The organism is Phenylobacterium sp. SCN 70-31 (genome assembly GCF_001724605.1).
GTDB lineage: Bacteria > Pseudomonadota > Alphaproteobacteria > Caulobacterales > Caulobacteraceae > Phenylobacterium.
The window spans coordinates 20,040-37,851 of record NZ_MEEX01000022.1 but is presented as its reverse complement, the minus strand read 5'-3'; the positions used below and the strand labels follow the sequence as shown (position 1 = coordinate 37,851).

Genomic DNA, 17,812 nt, shown 5'->3' with positions numbered 1-17,812 from the left:
GCCCTAGCTTCGTCACATGTCGTCGATGACCCGTGGCCCCTGGCGGCAGCTCTGGACCTATCTCCGCCGCTTCGAGGCCCGCGTCCTGATCGGGCTGGCCCTGGCGGCCGCCATCCTTTGGGGCTTCGTGGCGCTGGCCGGCGCGATGGCCGGTGGAGATACTCACGCCATCGACTCGCGCCTCATCCTGGCGCTACGCGAGTCCGGCGACCTGTCGGACCCCCTCGGCGGCCGCAACATCGAAGAGGCGGTTCGCGACATCACCGCTCTTGGCGGCACCACTCTGGTCGCGTTGACGACCCTGGTCGCAGTGCTGGCGTTCGCTTTCCACCGGCGGCCCGTCCATGCGCTGGTGATGGGGGGGGTCGTCCTGGCCGCCTGGGCGTCGAGCAGTGGGACCAAAGCGTTCTTCAGTCGGCCGCGGCCCGATCTCGTCCCGCACGAGGTGCACGTCTACACGGGCAGCTTTCCAAGCGGGCATTCGACCATGTCGACCGCGTGTTTCCTCGCCCTCGCCATGTTGATCGCCAGCCTGGAATCGCGGCGCCGCAGCAAGACGCTGGTCTATGGGCTCGCGGCCCTGGTGGTCGTGGGAGTGGGATTCAGCCGCGTCTATCTCGGGGTCCACTGGCCCAGCGACGTGCTGGCCGGCTGGTGCCTTGGCTCCGCATGGGCGCTGGTGGGGTGGGTGGCGCTACGGACGCTGGGCGGGGCCACGCGGGGCTAGTTCACCGTGGGATCGGCGCCTGAGCGGCGAACCCCGCAAGGTCGGGCGCCCGGCCGTTCCACCGCGACACACGTTCGAAAGCGGCGCCGATGGCGACCACACCCGCTTCGTCGCCCGGCCGTCCCAGGATCTGGAGGCCCACGGGCAAGCCTGGGCTTGTGAGGCCGCACGGCACGCTGATCCCCGGGAGATCGAGGTAGTTGGCGGCGCGAGTCAGGCGGCTGAGAGGCGAGACCGTCTCGTCCACATCGGCGAAGGACGCGGCGGGGATCGGGCAGGTGGGCGAGACGAGGCCGTCGAAACCAGCCATCCAGCGGTGAACGGCCGCCTGGCTGGCCTCCCGCTCGTGATGCGCGCGTTCGAGGCGCTCGTCGTTGATCTCGCGGCCCACCTCGAAGCGGCGGACGATCCAGGGGTCCATCTCGTGGGCCAGCGCCGCGATCCGCGCGCCCCAGATCCGCCAGCCCTCGCCGGCCATCAGGAGGCCGTTGGACGTGAAGGACTCGTCGAAGGCGGCGGGCGGCGGCGCTTCCACGACCTCGAAGCCGGCTTCGCCCAGTCTGTCCAGCGCCTCGCGGTATAGCCGCGCCACGTCGGGATCGAGGGGATCCAGCGCCGACCGTGGCATCGCGGCGAGCCGGAGGCCGCCAGTCGCCCGGCTCAGCGCAGCCTCCGCGTCGAACGGATCGCGCGTGGCGGCCGCGCCGTCCGGACCCGAAACGATGGCCAGGACATGGGCCGCTGTCGCGACATCCCGCGCCAGGACACCGACCGTGTCGAGCGAGGGGCTCAGGGGATGGACGCCCAGGAGGCTGACCAGGCCACGGCCGGGCTTCAGTCCCACCACGCCGCAGGTCGCCGCGGGGATGCGCACCGAGCCGCCCGTGTCGCTGCCGAGCGCCGCATCGCAGAAGCCGACGGCCACGGCCACCGCCGATCCCGAGGAGGAGCCGCCGGCCACGCGTCCGACCTTGGCGTCCCAGGGATTTCGCGGCGCGCCGACCGCCCGGTTCGTACCCCATCCGCCGTAGGCCAGTTCGACCGTCTGGGTCTTGCCCACGGCTGTCCAGCCGGCGTCGAGCAGCCGTTGCACCGCGACGGCGTGATGGTCCGGAGAGGGGGCTAGCGGGGTGCGCGCCCCGCCGCCCGTGGGAACGCCGGCCACGTCGAACAGGTCCTTGATCGCAAAGGTCGGGCCCCCGCCGCCGGCCGACAGCGGGGTATCGAACACCCGCGCGAACGCCCTCAGAGCGTCATCGTAGCGGCGAATCCGAGGCAGGACTTCGGATGGCGTCATGGGGCGACAATCGCAACGGAAAATGAGCTAGGGAAGGCCCATGACCGCTCCAATTTCCGCGAACCTCTACGATCTTCTGGCCGCCCGCTTTCCGGCCGACCGGAGAGCGTCCTGTTTCATCCTGAGCAACGGGACGACCGTCAGCTACGGCGAACTCGAGGCCGGGGCGGCCCATGTGGCGGGTCGACTCGTGACCGAGGGCGTGCGGCCGGGCGACCGCGTGGCGCTCCAGGCCGAGAAGAGCCCCGAGTCGATCATGATCTATCTGGGCGTGCTGATGGCGGGCGCCGTCTACCTGCCGCTCAACAGCGCATATACGCCCGCCGAGGTGGAGTATTTCCTGGGCGACGCCGAACCTGCCGCCTTCGTTACCGACCCACCCACCTGGGTGGACGAGGCCCGCCGCCACACGCCGCTGAGCGCCGCGGTCGCGCGAGAAGCCTCGGACCTTGCGTCCCTGATCTACACCTCGGGCACCACGGGTCGATCGAAGGGCGCGATGCTGACGCACGGCGCCCTGGCCGCCAACGCCCTGGCGTTGCATGAGGCCTGGGGTTTCACGTCCGACGACGTGCTGTTGCATGCCCTGCCGATCTTCCACGTCCACGGCCTGTTCGTCGCGTTGCACTGCGCCCTCCTGTCGGGCTGTCCGATGGTCTGGCTGCCGAAGTTTTCCGACGACGAGGTGCTGGCGGGGCTCGGGCGGGCCACGGTGATGATGGGCGTGCCGACCTTCTACACCCGCCTGCTGGCCAATCCGGCCTTCACCCGCGAACGCGCGGCGGCGGTCAGGCTGTTCATCTCGGGCTCCGCGCCCCTGCTGCCCTCGACCTTCGCCGAGTTCGAGGCGCGCACCGGCCAGCGCATCCTGGAACGCTACGGGATGAGCGAGGCGGTGATCATCACCACCAACCCGCTGGATGGCGACCGGATCGCCGGCTCGGTGGGCTATCCATTGCCGGGGGTGGAACTGCGGATCGGCGGCGGGGAGGCCGCAGGCGTCATCCAGATCCGCGGGCCGTCGGTGTTCTCCGGCTACTGGCGCATGCCCCAGAAGACGGCCGAGGAGTTCACCGCCGACGGTTTCTTCCTCACGGGCGACGTGGGCCACCGCGACCCCGATGGCCGGGTCTGGATCTCGGGCCGGGCCAAGGACCTGATCATATCGGGCGGCTACAACGTCTATCCGAAGGAGGTCGAACTGGTTCTCGACGAACTTCCAGGCGTCGTGGAGAGCGCCGTCATCGGCGTGCCGCACCCGGACTTTGGCGAAGGCGTGGTGGCGGTGGTCATGGGAACCGGCGACGAGGCGGCGATCGTCGCCGAGGCGCGGCGCCAGCTGGCTGCCTACAAGGCGCCCAAACGGGTGATCTTCGTGGACGAACTACCGCGCAACACCATGGGAAAGGTCCAGAAGAACCGGCTGCGCGAGGCGCATGCCGGCTTGTTCGGCGCCTAGGCCTTCGGGCAAGGTCCGCCCCCACAAGACAGGAGGACGGGATGGACCTGCAACTCAGGGGCAAGACGGCGGTGGTGACCGGCGCGACGCGCGGCATCGGCCGGGCCATCGCCGCGGCGTTCGCGGACGAGGGGGCCAATGTCGCCATCTGCGCCCGCAACGCAGGGCAGGTGACCGAGACGGTGCGGGCCCTGGAGGCGAAGGGCGTCAAGGCGTTCGGCCAGGTCGTGGACATTGCCGACGGCCCGGCGCTGAAAGGTTTCGTCACCGCGGCCGGAGAGGCTCTGGGCGGGGTGGACATCCTGGTCTCCAACGCCAGCGCCCTGGTGAACGGTGCGGGCGAGGACACCTGGCGCGCCATGTTCGAGATCGACATCCTGGGGGCGGTGCGAACGTTCGAGGCGGCGAAGCCGCTGCTGGAGAAGGCGGCGGCCGACAGGGGCGACGCGGCGTTCCTGATCACATCGTCCATCTCGGCGGCCGAAGCCGACCGACCCGACGCCTATGGAGCGATGAAGGCCGCGCAGATCCATTTCGCCAAGGGCCTGGCGCGGGAGAACGCCCCGAAGGGGATCCGCTGCAACGTGGTGTCGCCGGGGACGGTGTTCTTCGAGGACGGTGTCTGGGGCCGGGTGAAGGCCGGGATGCCCGCCTTTTTCGAACAGATGATTCAGAGAAATCCCACCGGCCGGATGGCGACGCCCGAGGAAGTCGCGGCGGCGACCGTCTTCCTGGCCAGCCCACGCTCGGCTTTCACGACCGGGATCAACATGGTGGTGGACGGCGCGATCAGTCGCCGAGCCAATTTCTAGGGGCGAACGCCTAGCGGCGGAGTTCCGAGGCGCGACGTCCGGCGGGCCGGACGTCGCCCTGCATCACCTGTCGCAGCCGGGCGAGATAGATCGGTCCGGTGGCCATGAGAACGCCCAGGGCGTCGGCGGTCACCTTGACCGGCGATATCAGTTCGCCGGCGACGCAGGGCGCGAGTTCGCTGACGAGAATGACCCAGGCTGCGACCAGCGGGATGTCGCCGCGGCGCACATAGGGCATCAGGGCGTAGGCCAGGGCGGTTCCGGCGTAGAACAGAAGCAGGCGCGGGACGAACACGTCGAAGAACGGCGTCATCGACAAGGCCAGCACCATCCCGCTGAGCACGAACGCCAGCGGCATGTAGAACGGCCGCCGCAGGACCGTTGCGCCGAGTTGCGAGAGCGGAGGGCTGATCATCGCAGGCGGAGACTAGGCGCACGCCTCTGACTTCACGCTTAATTTTGTTGGTTCAGGCTTGGTGAACGATTTCTCGCAAAGCGTGTGTCGGCGGCAATCTCGCGTCACCGACACGCCTCTTGCGCTGCCGTCCGCGACACGCTTTCAGATGGCGGATGCACAAGCTCTTCTTCGACCTGCGCGCCACCCACAATCCGCATCGCTGGTACTTGCCGGTCGAGCCGAACATCAGCGTCGGCCCGCCCGGAGCGATGTTCATGTTCGGGGGCGTGGGTCTGGCTTCGGCGGTCTCGGCGATGGAGCGCACCTGCGACCGGCCGGTGATCTGGGCGACGGCGCAGTATCTGTCGTACGCGCGCCCCGGAAGCGTCGTGGACCTGGACGTCTGGACGCCTGTGGAAGGCAAGTACAACACCCAGGCCCGGGTCATCGGCCATGTGGGCGACAAAGAGATCCTGACCGTCAACGCCGCCCTGGGCGCTCGCCCATCGGACCTTTCGGAGCAGTGGGTCCAGATGCCGGACGCGCCGCCGCCCGAGGACTGCGAACCCGCTGCGCATTGGCGCCACGTGCAGGAGGGCCTCCACAGCCGCTTGGAGGTCCGCCGCGCGAAAGGCCGCTATGGCGCCGATCGGGTGGGCCATCCGGAAGCCGATGGGCGCTCTATGATCTGGGTGCGCCCGCGCGAGGGCTTTCCGATCGATACGGCGATGCTGGCGATCATGGCGGACCTGGCGCCCTCGGGCCTGGGCGCCGCAATGGGGCGCAACGCCGGCGGCAACAGCCTCGACAACACCCTGCGCATCCGGCGGATCGTTCCGACCGAATGGGTGCTCTGCGACATCAGCATGTCGGGGATGCACGGCGGCTTCGCGCACGGCTCGATGCATCTCTTCGCACAGGACGGCGAACTGATGGCGATCGCCAGCCAGTCCATGATCGCGCGAATCCGCGACAACGCGACGGATCGCTGAGTGATCGTCGAGGTCGACGATCCGGAAGATCCGCGCCTGGAGCCTTATCGGCATGTCAGGGACCGCGACCTCGCGGGTCACGGCGGACGCTTTATGGCCGAAGGGCGGGTCGTACTGGAGAAGGTGGTCCGCGCCGCGCCCGACATGTTGGAGTCGGTGCTGATCGCCGCTCACCGCGTGGAGAGCCTGTCTGACCTCATCTCCGCTTTGCCGGGCGAGATTCCGATCTACGCGGCCGGGCAGGCGGCGATGGACAAGGTGGTGGGGTTCCCCATCCACCGCGGCGTCCTGGCCGTAGGGCGCCGGCCTCGACGGGACGCCGCCGCGCTGCTGACGGGTCTGCCGCCGCGGGCTCTGATCGTGGGCCTCGTCGGCGTCGCCAACCACGACAACATGGGCGGCGTCTTCCGCAACGCCGCCGCCTTTGGGGCCGATGCGGTGCTTCTGGACGACACGTGCTGCGACCCTTTTTACCGGAAAGCGATCCGCGTCAGCGTGGGCGCCGCCCTCACGACGCCGTTCGTGCGGGTGGGAAGCGGGGAGCAGATGGCGGACGCGCTCATCGAAGCCGGCTTCGAAACGGTCGCGCTCTCGCCGGCCGGCGCCGAGAACCTTCAGGACGTCCGCCTCAGGGGTCGGGTCGCCGTGTTGTTGGGCGCGGAGGGACCCGGGTTGCCCGAGACGGTGCTGGCGCGGACCAGGACCGTTCGCATCCAGATGGAAGGCGGCTTCGATTCGCTCAACATGGCGACCACGAGCGGCATCGTACTGTACACGCTCACATTGCGTTAAGCCCCCATTCAACGGCTATGGATCATAATGCTGGCGGGGGAGACGCTGCGAAGAGCGCGCCTCGGGGGAAGTCGATGTCGAACGCGCTTGGCGCAGCCGCGGAAGAGATGCCGCCCGGCCTGGAGAATTCCAGGCCTGTCTTCGACCGCGCGACCCGGCTCGCCCGCGCCCTGTTCGGCCAGGTCGAGGCCCAGATCACCCTGGTGACACCCGAAAGCGTCTGGCGCAGCCGCCGAAACGAGCGGGACCTGGGCGCCGCCGCTGGCGTCCGCGAGGTGATCCGCTCCGGCGAGTTGCTCTGGCTCGAGGACTGTCGGCTCGATCCTCGGTTCCGCGACGATCCGCTGGTCAGGGGCCTCCCGGGGCCGCTGTTCTACGCGGGCGCGCCGATCCGGCTGGAGGATGATACGACGCCGGGCGCGCTTTGGGTCGCCGGTCCGGGCGCCCGAGCCTACGATCCGGCCCTGGCGCGACGATTGCAGGACCTCGCCGACTTCGCCGCCGACGAATGGACCCGCGCCCAGGCTGCCCGTGTCAAGGCGGGCTCCGAACGGACCGTGTCGGCGATCGTGGACTCGATGCCGGTGGCCATGGTCCTGACCGATCGGGACATGCGGCTCCTCTACGCGAGCCCGCAGTGGGTCAAGGCCCGCGGTCTCGAGGGGCGCGAGGTCATCGGCAAGACGCTGTTCGAACTGCGCCCGGACATGTTCGATCAGTGGCGCGACGGCCTGGCCTGGTGCCTCGAGGGTCACCGGCATTCGATCGAGCGGCTCCAGATCCCTGCGACGGACGGAGGCAAGGCGTGGCTGCGGCTGGAACTCACCCCGTGGCGCGATCACCGAGGCGAGGTGGGTGGCCTCATCATCAGCTCCTACGACATCACCGAACTCGTCGAGGGGCTGGAGCGCGCCGAGCGCTCCGAAGAGCGCCTGAAGCTGGTCCTGGAGATTTCGGACCTGCATGTCTACGAGATGGACTATGTGCGCCAGGAACTGATCAAGGTCGGCGCCGAAGACACGTTCTTCGAGCGGCCCATGACCTACGCCGACATGGCCGAGGACATCTATCGCGGCATCGATCGTCGCGACGTCGGAGGGGTGAAGGCCGCGTGGCAGCGTCATATGCGCGAGGGCGCGCCGTACAGGCCGGAACATCGGATCGCGCGCTCGGACGGCCAGGAGATCTGGGCCTCCGGTGTGGCCCGGTTGATCGCCGACGAGACGGGGCGGCCCGTGCGGCTCGTCGGCGCGCTTCGCAACATCACCGCCCAAAAGGCGGCCGAACGTGCGCTGGTCACCGCGAAGGACGAGGCCGAGGCGGCGAACCGGGCCAAGAGCGCCTTCCTGGCCACCATGAGCCACGAGATCCGCACGCCCCTGAACGGGGTCCTCGGCATGGCCCAGGCGCTGGCCTCCGACGCGCAGCTCACCGAGGTGCAGCGCGAGCGGATCGACGTGATCCGCCAGTCGGGCGAGAGCCTGCTCGCGATCCTGAACGACGTGTTGGATCTTTCGAAGGTCGAGGCCGGGAAACTCGCGTTGGAGACGGCCCGCTTCGAGGCGGGCGCCCTCGCGAAGACCGTCCACGCCACCTTCCAGGCGATCGCCGAGGCCAAGAACGTGTCGTTCGAGCTGACCGTCGACCGCGCCGCCCAGGGTGTCTACGAGGGCGACGAGGTGCGGGTTCGTCAGATCCTCTGGAACCTCGTCTCCAACGCGCTGAAGTTCACCGAGCAAGGCGGGGTGAAGGTGCGGATCGGCTGCGAGAAGGGTGCGCTTTCGCTGACGGTCATGGACTCCGGGATCGGCATGACCCCGTTCCAGCTCGCAGGTCTCTTCCGCAAGTTCCAGCAGGCGGACGCCTCGACCACCCGTAGGTTCGGAGGCACCGGGCTGGGCTTGGCCATCTGCCGCGAACTGACCGAACTGATGGGCGGCGAGATCTCCGCCACCAGCGCGCCCGGGATGGGCTCCACCTTCACGGCGCGCTTGCCGCTGAAGAAGGTGGCTCGCGCTGCGCCGCGTCCGAGACCGACGCGTCAGAAGCCTGCACGCAAGATAACTTCCCGGCCGGCGGAGACGGTCTCCGTACGGCCGCTGCGCGTGCTGGCGGCCGAGGACAATGCGATGAACCAGCTCGTCCTCAGGACCCTGCTGGCGCAGGTGGGGGTGGAGCCGGAGGTCGTCGCCGACGGCCGTCAGGCGGTGGAGGCGTGGGAGCGCGAGGCGTGGGACGCCATCCTGATGGATGTCCAGATGCCGATCATGGACGGCCCCACAGCCACCGCTCTGATCCGGACGCGGGAGCGTTCCGAAGGCCGGGCCCGCACCCCCATCATCGCCCTGACCGCCAATGCGATGAGTCACCAGATCGCAGAGTATCTGCAATCGGGCATGGACGCCTTCGTGGCCAAGCCCATCGAAGCCGGTCGTCTCTTCGAGGCGCTACAGGCGGCGGTGAGCGACGACGCCCACGACATCGAGACCGCGGCCGCCTGAGCGAAGATCCGGCCGCCTCGACGGCCTCAAGCCCAAGCGCGACGCCTGGAAGACGGAGCCCTGGCGCACCTGCTGGCGCCAGACCAACTCACATCCGGACCGAACACTAAACGATGGGCGTCACGTGGGCTCGATCCGCGCTCAGTGCAACCGTGACCGGTGTGTCGGGCCCGGCGGCGCGATCCGTGGTGCGCAGCCGCAGCGTCAGACCGTCGACGTCCAGGACCAGTTCGCGCACGGCCCCGGCAAAGCGGGCGGCCACGACTTTCGCCGGGGCGCCCGTCGCCGCCAACTCCAGCGATTCCGGACGAACCAGGAGAACGGCTTGGCCGTCGGCGATCCCGGGCGCGGGAGTCGTGCCGAAGGGAGTCTCGGCCTGGCCGGCCCGGACCACGACAGGAACCGCATTGACGTCGCCCAGCATGCCGGCGGCCTCGCGGGAGACCGGTTTCAGGTAGCAGTCTTCGGGCGTCCCGCGCTGGATTACCGCGCCGTGGGACATCAGCGCCAGATCGTCGGCCATGAGCAGCGCGTCCTCGGCGTCATGGGTGACGATCAGGACCGCCGCGCCCGCATCGCGCAGGGCGGAGAGGACCGTGGCCCTGACCTCGGCGCGAAGATGCGGGTCGAGACCTGAAAACGGTTCGTCCATGAGGACCACGGATGGCTCCCGGGCGAGTGCGCGGGCGAGGGCGGCGCGCTGCTGTTCGCCACCGGAGAGGGTGTGGGGCCAATCGCCGGCGCGGGCGCCCAGGCGGAGTTGTTCGAGCAGGGCCAGCGCACGTCCCCGACGCTCGACCGCCGGTCGGTCGCGCAGGCCGAACATCACATTCTGAAGCACGTCGAGATGCGGAAAGAGGGCGTAGTCCTGGAAGACGAGGCCGACGCTGCGCCGTTCGGGAGGGATGAAGGTCCCCGGCCCAGCCAGCAGGGTCTCGCCGGCCAGGATCCGCCCCTCGTCCGGGACTTCAAGGCCGGCGATGAGACGCAGCAATGTGCTTTTTCCGCAACCCGACGGGCCGAGCAGGGCGGTGATGCGGCCGGGCCGGAGTTCGAGGTCGATCCGGTCCACCGCCGTGCGGTCGCCATAGCGCTTCGTCACGTTCTGCACGCGGATATCGGTGGGGCTCAGGCTCACGGTGTGTCCTCTCCGGGCCTGGAGACGGTGATGCGGCGGGTCAGCCAGACGACCACCGGCAGCGCTGCGGCTACGACCAGCAGCGCAGGCCACCCGGCGTTGGCGAGGCGTTCGTCGCGCGCGTAATTGTCGGCCATCACCGCCAGCGTGTCGAAGTTGAACGGCCGCAGGATCAGGGTCGCGGGCAGCTCTTTCAGCACGTCGATGAACACCAGGAGAAGCGCCGTCAACAAGGCTCCGCGAGCCACCGGCGCCTGGACCGCGAGAGCCGCGCCCACTTCGCTTCGCCCCAGGTTGCGGGCGGCTGCGACCATCGACGGCGTCACCCGTGAGAGACCGGCTTCGATGGGCTCCAGCGCTGCGGCCATCAACCGGGCGGCGTAGGCGAAGATGAGCAGCGTGAGGCCGACCCAAAGGCTTGCGCTGCCGCCCGGCGCGATTTTCCAGAACACGGCGGCGGGCGCCAGGAGACCGATGGCCATGACCGCGCCCGGCGTGGCGTAGCCCAGGCTCGCCAGACGCGCGGTCACCGGCAGGCGGCCGGCGCCGAGGGCCAGGAGCGCGGCCAGGAACACCGTGGCCACGGCGCCTGCCGAGGCCAGCGCGACGGAGTGGCTCGCGGCGCGCAGCAGCCGCGGCCATTCGGGCGTGACTCCCATGGCCGCCAGGCCAAGCCAGGCCGCAGGCAGGAGGAAACCGACGGTGAGGAGCGTCAGGCAGAAGCCAGTGGCGACCAGCGCCCGGGGGCCCTTGAGCGGCGAGGCTTCGAGACGTCGCCAGCGGACATTGGCGCCGTCGTGCGAGCGACCGCGCCGACCGCTGCGTTCGATCCACAGGAGCACGGCGGCGGCGGCCATCAAGGGCAGGGCGAACTGAGCCGCCGATGTAAGCGAGCCGTAGACGAACCAGGCGCGAACCACGCCGGTGGTCAGGGTCTGGACACCGAGGAACTGGACCGCCCCGTAGTCGGCCAGGGTTTCCATCACCGCCAGGGCGACGCCCGCGGCCAGGGCGGGTCGACAGAGTGGCAACGCTGCGTGAAGGACGGCTTGCCCCGGCGAGCACCCCAGCATCCGCGCCGCTTCCAGCGCCTGTACAGACTGGTTCATGAAGGCGGCCCGCATGGCCAGATAGACATAGGGATAGAAGGCGCAGGACAGCACGAAGGTCGCGCCGCCGAGGGTGCGCATGTTGAGGGGCAGGTCCGTCCCCCAGGCGCCGCGCATCCACGTCCGCAGGTCGCCCGCCACGTCCAGAAAATCGGCGTAGGCGTAGGCCACCGAGAACGCCGGGATCGCCAGCGGCAACGCCAGCGCCCACGCGAAGAGATCGCGCCCGGGAAAGCGGTGCATGGCGACCAGCCAGGCCGCTACGGTCCCCAGGACGGCCGTCGAGAGCGCCACGCCCGCGGAGAGGGCGATCGACGACAGGGCGTATCGCGACAGATCGCGCGCGGCGATGTCGGCGGTCGCCTGGCCGGAGAACGCCGCCGCTACGACCCCGGCCAGAGGCAGTATGGCCAGGGCCGCAGCCAGCAGCGCCAGGAGCCGCAGCGGCGATCCGGAGACGCCGCTGCGCCAGACTTGCGTCACGACCTTACGCGCCTAGCGCCAGCCCGCTGCGCTCATCAGGGACTGGGCTTCGGATTGCCTCGGGCCATAGGCCGACACGGACATCGGATTGGCCGTGAAGCCCGCATAGGCGTCCACCGGCGCCGGGGCCGGTACGGCCGGGTTGGCGGTGAACTCGCTGTTCTTCTCGGCGACGATCTTCTGGGCTTCGGGCGAGGCCAGGAATTCCAGGAATCTCACGGCGTTCTCGCGGTTGGGGGCGTTGGCGGCCACCCCGCCGCCCGAGATGTTCACGTGCGCGCCCTGACCATCAAGGGAAGGGAACGCCAGCTTCACCTTGTCGGTCACTGCCTTGTCCTTCACGTCGCCGCCGCCGGCCATCCGGATGTAGTAGTAGCTGTTGGTCAGCGCGATCTCGCAGACACCCGCGCCCACGGCCCGAATCTGGTCGCGGTCGCCGCCCTCGGGGGGACGGGCCATGTTGGCCACCACGCCCTTCACCCAGTCGCCGGCCTTCTGTGGCCCCCAGGCTTCGATCAGCGCGCCGACCAGCGACAGGTTGTAGACGCTGTCGGCCGAGCGCACGCAGAGCTTCTTGCGGAAACGCGGAGAGGCGATCTCCTCATAGGTGTCGATCTCCTCGGGCCGCACCTTGGCCGGGTCGTAGGCGACGATCCGCGCGCGGCGCGAGAAGCCGAACCAGCGGCCTTCGGGCTCGCGCAGATTCGCCGGGATGGCCGCCTCGAGGGCCGGCGACGAGGTGGGTTGCAGCAGATTGGCGTTCTGCGCCCGCCACAGCGCTCCGGCGTCGGCGGCGAGGAATACGTCCGCAGGGCTGGACGCGCCTTCGCTGGTCATGCGCGCGATGAGCTGATCGGGATTGCCCTCGATGCGGTTGACCTTGATGCCCGTCTCCTTGGTGAAGAGCTCGTAGAGTGCGAGATCGGCGTCATAGTGGCGCGCGGTGTAGAGATTCAGCTCGCCCGAACCGGCCGGCGCGCCGGCCTTCTCCGTATTCGATGGGCTACAGGCTGAAAGGGCCAGTACGGCGGCGGCGGCAAGAGGAATGGAACGGATCATGGGGCCTCCTTGGGGGCAGGAAGTCTGCGTCAGCATCTAACCGCAGTGCGATCGATCTCGGAGAGCCTGCGCCGGCCGGTGAGCGCCATTGTCGCTTCCAGTTCGGCGCGGAGCATATGGATGACGTGCGAGACGCCGACGGCGCCGGCGGCGGCCAGGCCCCAGATGTAGGGCCGCCCTATCAGGACGGCGCGAGCGCCCAGCGCCAGCGCCTTGAAGACATCGCCGCCGTTGCGAACGCCTCCGTCGAAGAGGACGGGAGCCCGATCGCCGACGAGGTCGTAGATCTCGGGCAGCACATCGAGACTCGCGGGCTGTCCGTCGAGCACGCGGCCGCCGTGGTTGGAGACGACGACGCCATCCGCGCCCTCATCCAACGCACGGCCGGCGTCCTCGGCGGTCATCACCCCCTTGACGAGGATCGGCAGCGACGTCTGGCTCCGGAGCCAGGCGAAGTCGCGCCAGGTCGCCGCGGCCGCCAGCAGCGGGCTGCCCAGCAGCAGGGGTTGGCCCGCGCCCGCGGTATGGGTGAGCGGCGGCGGCGCGCCGCGCAGGTTGGCCGCTTCGATCTCCGGAGGCAGGCGGAAGGCGACGCGCTGTTCGCGCGGCCGGAAGCCGCTGATCGGGGCGTCTGCGGTGACGACGAGAGCCCCGTAACCAGCGGCCTCGGCTCGGCGAACGAGGCTCAGCGTGACGTTGCGATCGGGCTGGATGTAGAGCTGGAACCAGAGCGGGGTCGCCGCCTGGTCGGCCACCGCCTCCAGCGTGATGCTGGCCTGGGTGCTGACGACCAGCCCGGCGCCGCCTGCGGTCGCGCCCAAGGCGGTCGCCAGTTCGCCGTCGGGATGCGCCAGCCGGTGAAAAGCCACGGGAGCGAGAAGGATCGGGAGGCCGAAGCTCCGACCGAAGAGCTCCAGGTTCGTGTCGCCCTCTGCGAGGTCGGCGAACACCCGGGTGCGCAGGCCCAACTGCGAGAAGGCGCGGGTGTTCCGGGCGAGTGTGACTTCATCCGAAGCGCCGCCCGACAGGTACGCCCAGGCGGATTCGCTCACCCGTTCCCGCGCGGCGATCTCGTAGTCGCCGACGGTCGCGATCGTATGGGGAATCGCCTGAAGCTTCGGCAGCGGGTTGCTCACGTCTGCGCCCACGCCCGCAGCAGGTTGTGGTAGAGACCGGTCAGCCGCACCACCGACGGGTGATCGGGCGTATCGATGCGCAGCGCGCGGATCGCGTCGTCCAGCTCCAGAAGCATCTCGCGCCGCTCGCCCTCGCGGACCAAACTCTCGATCCAGAAGAAGGCGGCCAGTCGGGCGCCCCGCGTCACGGGCGTCACCCGATGCACGGTGCGGGCCGAGTACAACGCCAAGTGTCCCGCGGGCAGCTTGATGGCGGAAACGCCGAATTCACCCTCTATCATCAGCTCGCCGCCGTCGTAGTCGTCAGGCTCGCTCAGGAAGAGCGTCGCCGACAGATCGCTGCGGAGCCGGTGCGGGGAGCCGGGAACGGAAAACACCGCAGCGTCCACATGGTCGCCGTAGGTCCCGCCGTCCGCATAGCGATTGAACCGCGGCGGCAGCACCTTCAGAGGCAGGGCGCCGGCGATGAAGCGCTCGTTGTGGGCGAGTCGCTCCAGGACCAGTCCACCCAGGCGCGCAGCGACCGGATCGTCGTCGGCCAGTTGCTGGTTGGCCTTGACCCGTTCCGCGACGGATCCGGCGGTCGCGCGTCCGTCGCGCCAGGAAGCGCCTTCGAGATCCTGGCGAAAGACGCAGACCTCTTGCGGAGAGAGGACCGCGGGGATCGCCAGAATCATCTTCAGGACACTCCTCTGCGTCGCCGCCGAATGGCGGCCGGACGCCGTCGGTCAGAAACGAAATGCGGCGGTCATCAGGAAGGCTCGGGGCGTGCCGAGAGTGGCGCGACTGCCGTTCCAGTTGGTCGACACAGCATGCTTCTCATTGGTGAGGTTGTCGATGTTCAGCCGCAGATCGATCGTCTCGTTGACCTCGTAGGACGCATAGCCGTGGAGCAGCGTGTAGCTGGGCAGCTTGCCGAACATCCCGTTCGGGATGATCCGGTTGGCGTCGTCCGGCCGCCCAAGGAAGGACGAACCGACGTGCTGGACCCCGCCGCCCAGCGTCAGGCCGAAGGGGAAGCGATAGGTCGTCCAGAGGTTGGCGGTCACGTCGGGCGTGAAGGCCAGCTTGTCCCCGCTGGCGCGGAGGAACGTCCCGTAGTCGGCCGGATTGGCCCGCCGGCGCACTTCGTCCAGATAGGCGCTGTGCTTGCGTTCGCTGTCGATCCACGCGAGGCCGCCATAGACTTCCCAGGCTTCGGTGATCCGTCCGGAGACGCCGATCTCGACCCCCTGGACGATCTGCTTGCCGTAGCCCTTCAGGCTATCGACGGTCTCTCCGACGTCGCGACCGGTGATCGGCGCGTTGCGTTTGACGGTGCGGAAGACCGCGGCCGTCGTCGAAAGCCGACCGTCGAACAGGTCCCACTTCAGGCCGACTTCGTAGTTGTCGGATCGTACGGTCTTGGCGCCGGCGACAAAGCCGGGAAACGCATTCTCGCCCGTACGCGAAATGTCGGGGTTGGAAAGGTACGAGCCCGGCGGCTGCGCCGCCGTGCCCACCGAGGCGTAGAGGCTGGCGTTGGACGCAGGTTTGTAAACCAGGCCGATCTTGCCGCCCCAGTTGGTGTCCGACAGCTTGAAGTTGCCCAAGGCCCCGGCGGGCGCGCCGGCGGCGGTCCGGCTCTGGATCGCCGCATCGTAGCTTTCGAGGCGGACGCCGCCCGTGATCTGCCATTGCTCGCCGATTTCGATGGTGTCGTAGACATAGGCCGCCACGGTATCGACCTTGACCTGGGCGCGTTCGGTGGGCGCAAGGACGGCGCCCGCCGCCCGATCCGGGTTGGGGTCGCGCAGGCTGGTGACCGGCGGATTGACGGTTCCGAGCCGGTCGGAGTCCGACTTCTCGCGCGTGAACTCCACGCCGGCGGCGATGCTGTGCGACAGGGCGCCGGACCCGAACCTTGCCGTGAGGTTGGTGAAGTTGGTGAGGGTCTCGTTCTTTCGGCGGTAGAACTGGGTCTGGGTCGGGACCACAGACGTGGCGGCGGTAAAGCCGGTGGGAACGGTGAAGCGCGCGTCCCGATCCACCTCCGAGAACCGGGTCTGATTCGTGACGCGCAGGCCCTCGGCGAACTGCCCTTCGAAGCGCAGGAGCACGGCGTCGCTCCGCGTGTCGTCGAAATCCGAGCGCAGGCCGTAGAACGCATCCCGAGGCGCATCGGCCGTCAGCGGATTGTAGGCGGCCGTCCCCTTGATCGCGGCGCCCGGCACGCCCCATTCGGGCCGGTCGTCCTGGCTGACGTGCTCATAGGCGAGGATCGCCCGGAGGTTGGGCGAAAGCGTCGCGGCCAGCGAAGGCGCAATCCCCCAGGTTTTCTTACGGGCCAGTTCGCGCCCCGGGACGCCACTGTCCTCCAGGACGGCGTTCAGACGCACCGCGAGGTTGTCGGCGAGCACGTGGTTGATATCGGCCAGCCCACGCTTGCGGGTCTTCGAGTCGTACTGGTCGAAGCCGAAGCTGACCGCGCCCGAGACGGCGTTCTCGTTCCCTGGGCTCTTGGTGACGATGTTCACGTAGCCGCCGGGGCCGCCCCGGCCGTTGTCGGCGGCCGGCCCTTTGACCACCTCGACGCGTTCGACGTTGAACACGTCACGCGCATAGCTGCCCGAATCGCGCGAGCCGTCGATGAACACCGAGCCGCTGACGTCGAACCCGCGCATGCTGAAGTTGTTGGTCGAGGTCGAGAAGCCGTTCTCGCCGGCGTTGAAGCTGATGCCCGGCGTGTTGCGCAACACCTCGGTCAGGTTGCGCGCGCCTCTCTCTTCGATGATCTGCTGAGGGATGACCGAGACGGTCTGAGGCGTATCGAGCAGCTTGGCCGTGCGTTTGGGCGCGTCCGCGTCGGTTGCGCCCAGGACTTCCACCGCGCTGACCGGGGTGCCTTGGGCGTCGTCGAAGGCCTCGGCGATGGCCGGGCTCGATGACGCCAGCGCGCCGACCAGGGCCACGAAGGCCGTTCCCGTGGGCCCCGCCACGACCTTCCAGCCAGCTTCAGCGCTCTTCGTTCTCTTGTCCACGTCGGTCACACCCATCAGAATGATAGTCACTCGCAGTCGCGCTTTGCGGAGCGCCGGGAACGAGTGTCAATGGGCGAGGCTGTCAGGGCGTTCGGGGCAACACTTTGAAATGATTCAGCGACACATTCGACATGATGCGGGGCCGAATCCGGGCCCGATCGTTCGTCAGCCATCTCCGCCCGCGACGATCCTCGTCGTCGATGACGATCCCGCGATGCGGATCCTTCTTGCCGACCTGCTGCGCAAGAACGGCTTCCACGCCCGCGGCGTGGCCAGCGGAGCCGAGGCCTGCGACGACGTGGCGACCGGCGACGTGGACCTCATCCTGCTCGACGTGATGATGCCCGGCATGAGCGGCTTCGACGTCTGCCGTGCGCTGAGACGCGATACGGACGGCGGCCCGCCGATCATCATGGTCAGCGCGCGAGGAGAAGAGGCAGATCGTGTCGCGGGGTTGGAACTGGGCGCCGACGACTACATCGCCAAGCCTTTCGCCCAGAGCGAACTTCTGGCCCGTGTCCGCGCGGTCCTTCGGCGAGGAACATCGGGGCGTGCGGCGGGGTGGGGCCGGCCCCAGCGCCTGACATTCCTGGGCTGGATCGTGGATCTGCGTCGGCGGGAGGTCTTCACGCCCTCTGGGGCGCGGGTCGATCTGTCAGGCGCAGAATTCGATCTTCTCGTGGCCCTGCTGGAACGCCCGCAGCGGGTGATCGGCCGAGCCGCGCTCCTGGAAATGTCGCGTGTCCGGTTGGGAAGCCCGTCGGATCGGAGCGTCGACGTGCTGATCAGTCGACTCAGGGGCAAGCTCGAAGGGGAAGACGCGGGCGAGTTGATCCGAACCGTGCGGGGCGCTGGCTACATGTTCGTGCCCGACGTCGAGCAGGCCTAGC

15 protein-coding genes are annotated in these 17,812 nt (G+C 68.9%); 7 read left to right on the top strand and 8 right to left on the bottom strand.

The annotated features are described in order from the left end of the window. Positions 1 to 16: 16 nt before the first annotated feature. Positions 17 to 727, top strand: coding sequence for a phosphatase PAP2 family protein (locus ABS78_RS16055; RefSeq protein WP_293381448.1), 711 nt, complete (start codon positions 17 to 19; stop codon positions 725 to 727). Position 728: 1 nt separating this feature from the next. On the opposite strand, the gene ABS78_RS16050 is transcribed toward ABS78_RS16055, so the two are convergent. Further along, entirely contained in the window at positions 729 to 2,024 is a 1,296-nt protein-coding gene (locus ABS78_RS16050) for an amidase (protein ID WP_293381445.1), read from the bottom strand. A gap of 40 nt (positions 2,025 to 2,064) precedes the next feature. On the opposite strand from ABS78_RS16050, the gene ABS78_RS16045 reads away from it, so the two are divergent. Next, positions 2,065 to 3,483, top strand: coding sequence for an AMP-binding protein (locus tag ABS78_RS16045; RefSeq protein ID WP_293381442.1), 1,419 nt, complete (start codon positions 2,065 to 2,067; stop codon positions 3,481 to 3,483). A gap of 41 nt (positions 3,484 to 3,524) precedes the next feature. Further along, positions 3,525 to 4,295 carry an SDR family oxidoreductase gene (locus ABS78_RS16040; RefSeq protein ID WP_293381439.1) on the top strand — a complete coding sequence of 257 codons (771 nt, stop codon included), beginning with the start codon at positions 3,525 to 3,527 and terminating at the stop codon, positions 4,293 to 4,295. Between the two features lie 10 nt (positions 4,296 to 4,305). Here ABS78_RS16040 and ABS78_RS16035 read toward each other — a convergent pair whose 3' ends face one another. Then, entirely contained in the window at positions 4,306 to 4,710 is a 405-nt protein-coding gene (locus tag ABS78_RS16035) for a hypothetical protein (RefSeq protein WP_293381436.1), read from the bottom strand. 155 nt (positions 4,711 to 4,865) lie between these two features. Between ABS78_RS16035 and ABS78_RS16030 the strand changes: the two genes are divergently transcribed. The 3 genes from ABS78_RS16030 (at position 4,866) to ABS78_RS16020 (ending at position 8,977) form a co-directional block, all read left to right on the top strand. Further along, positions 4,866 to 5,684, top strand: coding sequence for an acyl-CoA thioesterase domain-containing protein (locus ABS78_RS16030; protein WP_293381433.1), 819 nt, complete (start codon positions 4,866 to 4,868; stop codon positions 5,682 to 5,684). Then, complete coding sequence (locus ABS78_RS16025) at positions 5,685 to 6,476, top strand: RNA methyltransferase (RefSeq protein WP_293381431.1); 792 nt, start codon at positions 5,685 to 5,687, stop codon at positions 6,474 to 6,476. 74 nt (positions 6,477 to 6,550) lie between these two features. Continuing rightward, positions 6,551 to 8,977, top strand: coding sequence for an ATP-binding protein (locus tag ABS78_RS16020; protein ID WP_293381428.1), 2,427 nt, complete (start codon positions 6,551 to 6,553; stop codon positions 8,975 to 8,977). Between the two features lie 106 nt (positions 8,978 to 9,083). Here ABS78_RS16020 and ABS78_RS16015 read toward each other — a convergent pair whose 3' ends face one another. From ABS78_RS16015 to ABS78_RS15990, 6 genes are read right to left on the bottom strand one after another with little or no spacing between them, the layout of a single operon-like run. Then, positions 9,084 to 10,115 (bottom strand): ABC transporter ATP-binding protein, encoded by a 1,032-nt coding sequence (locus ABS78_RS16015; RefSeq protein WP_293381425.1) that lies wholly within the window; start codon positions 10,113 to 10,115, stop codon positions 9,084 to 9,086. Next, positions 10,112 to 11,707 (bottom strand): iron ABC transporter permease, encoded by a 1,596-nt coding sequence (locus tag ABS78_RS16010; protein WP_293381422.1) that lies wholly within the window; start codon positions 11,705 to 11,707, stop codon positions 10,112 to 10,114. Before ABS78_RS16010 ends, ABS78_RS16015 begins: the two co-directional genes overlap by 4 nt. Before the next feature lie 12 nt (positions 11,708 to 11,719). Continuing rightward, complete coding sequence (locus ABS78_RS16005; RefSeq protein WP_293381419.1) at positions 11,720 to 12,766, bottom strand: extracellular solute-binding protein; 1,047 nt, start codon at positions 12,764 to 12,766, stop codon at positions 11,720 to 11,722. A 29-nt stretch (positions 12,767 to 12,795) separates the two neighbouring features. Next, complete coding sequence (locus tag ABS78_RS16000; protein WP_293381416.1) at positions 12,796 to 13,902, bottom strand: alpha-hydroxy acid oxidase; 1,107 nt, start codon at positions 13,900 to 13,902, stop codon at positions 12,796 to 12,798. Beyond that, positions 13,899 to 14,579, bottom strand: coding sequence for a Fe2+-dependent dioxygenase (locus tag ABS78_RS15995; protein WP_293381413.1), 681 nt, complete (start codon positions 14,577 to 14,579; stop codon positions 13,899 to 13,901). The genes ABS78_RS16000 and ABS78_RS15995 overlap by 4 nt, the downstream gene beginning before the upstream one ends. 51 nt (positions 14,580 to 14,630) lie before the next feature. After that, the gene (locus ABS78_RS15990) at positions 14,631 to 16,952 is read right to left on the bottom strand and encodes a TonB-dependent siderophore receptor (RefSeq protein ID WP_293381410.1); all 2,322 of its coding nucleotides are present in this window, start codon (positions 16,950 to 16,952) and stop codon (positions 14,631 to 14,633) included. Between the two features lie 94 nt (positions 16,953 to 17,046). On the opposite strand from ABS78_RS15990, the gene ABS78_RS15985 reads away from it, so the two are divergent. Next, positions 17,047 to 17,811, top strand: a complete 765-nt coding sequence (locus ABS78_RS15985; protein WP_363083424.1) for a response regulator transcription factor — start codon at positions 17,047 to 17,049, stop codon at positions 17,809 to 17,811. The last annotated feature ends 1 nt before the right edge of the window (position 17,812 follow it).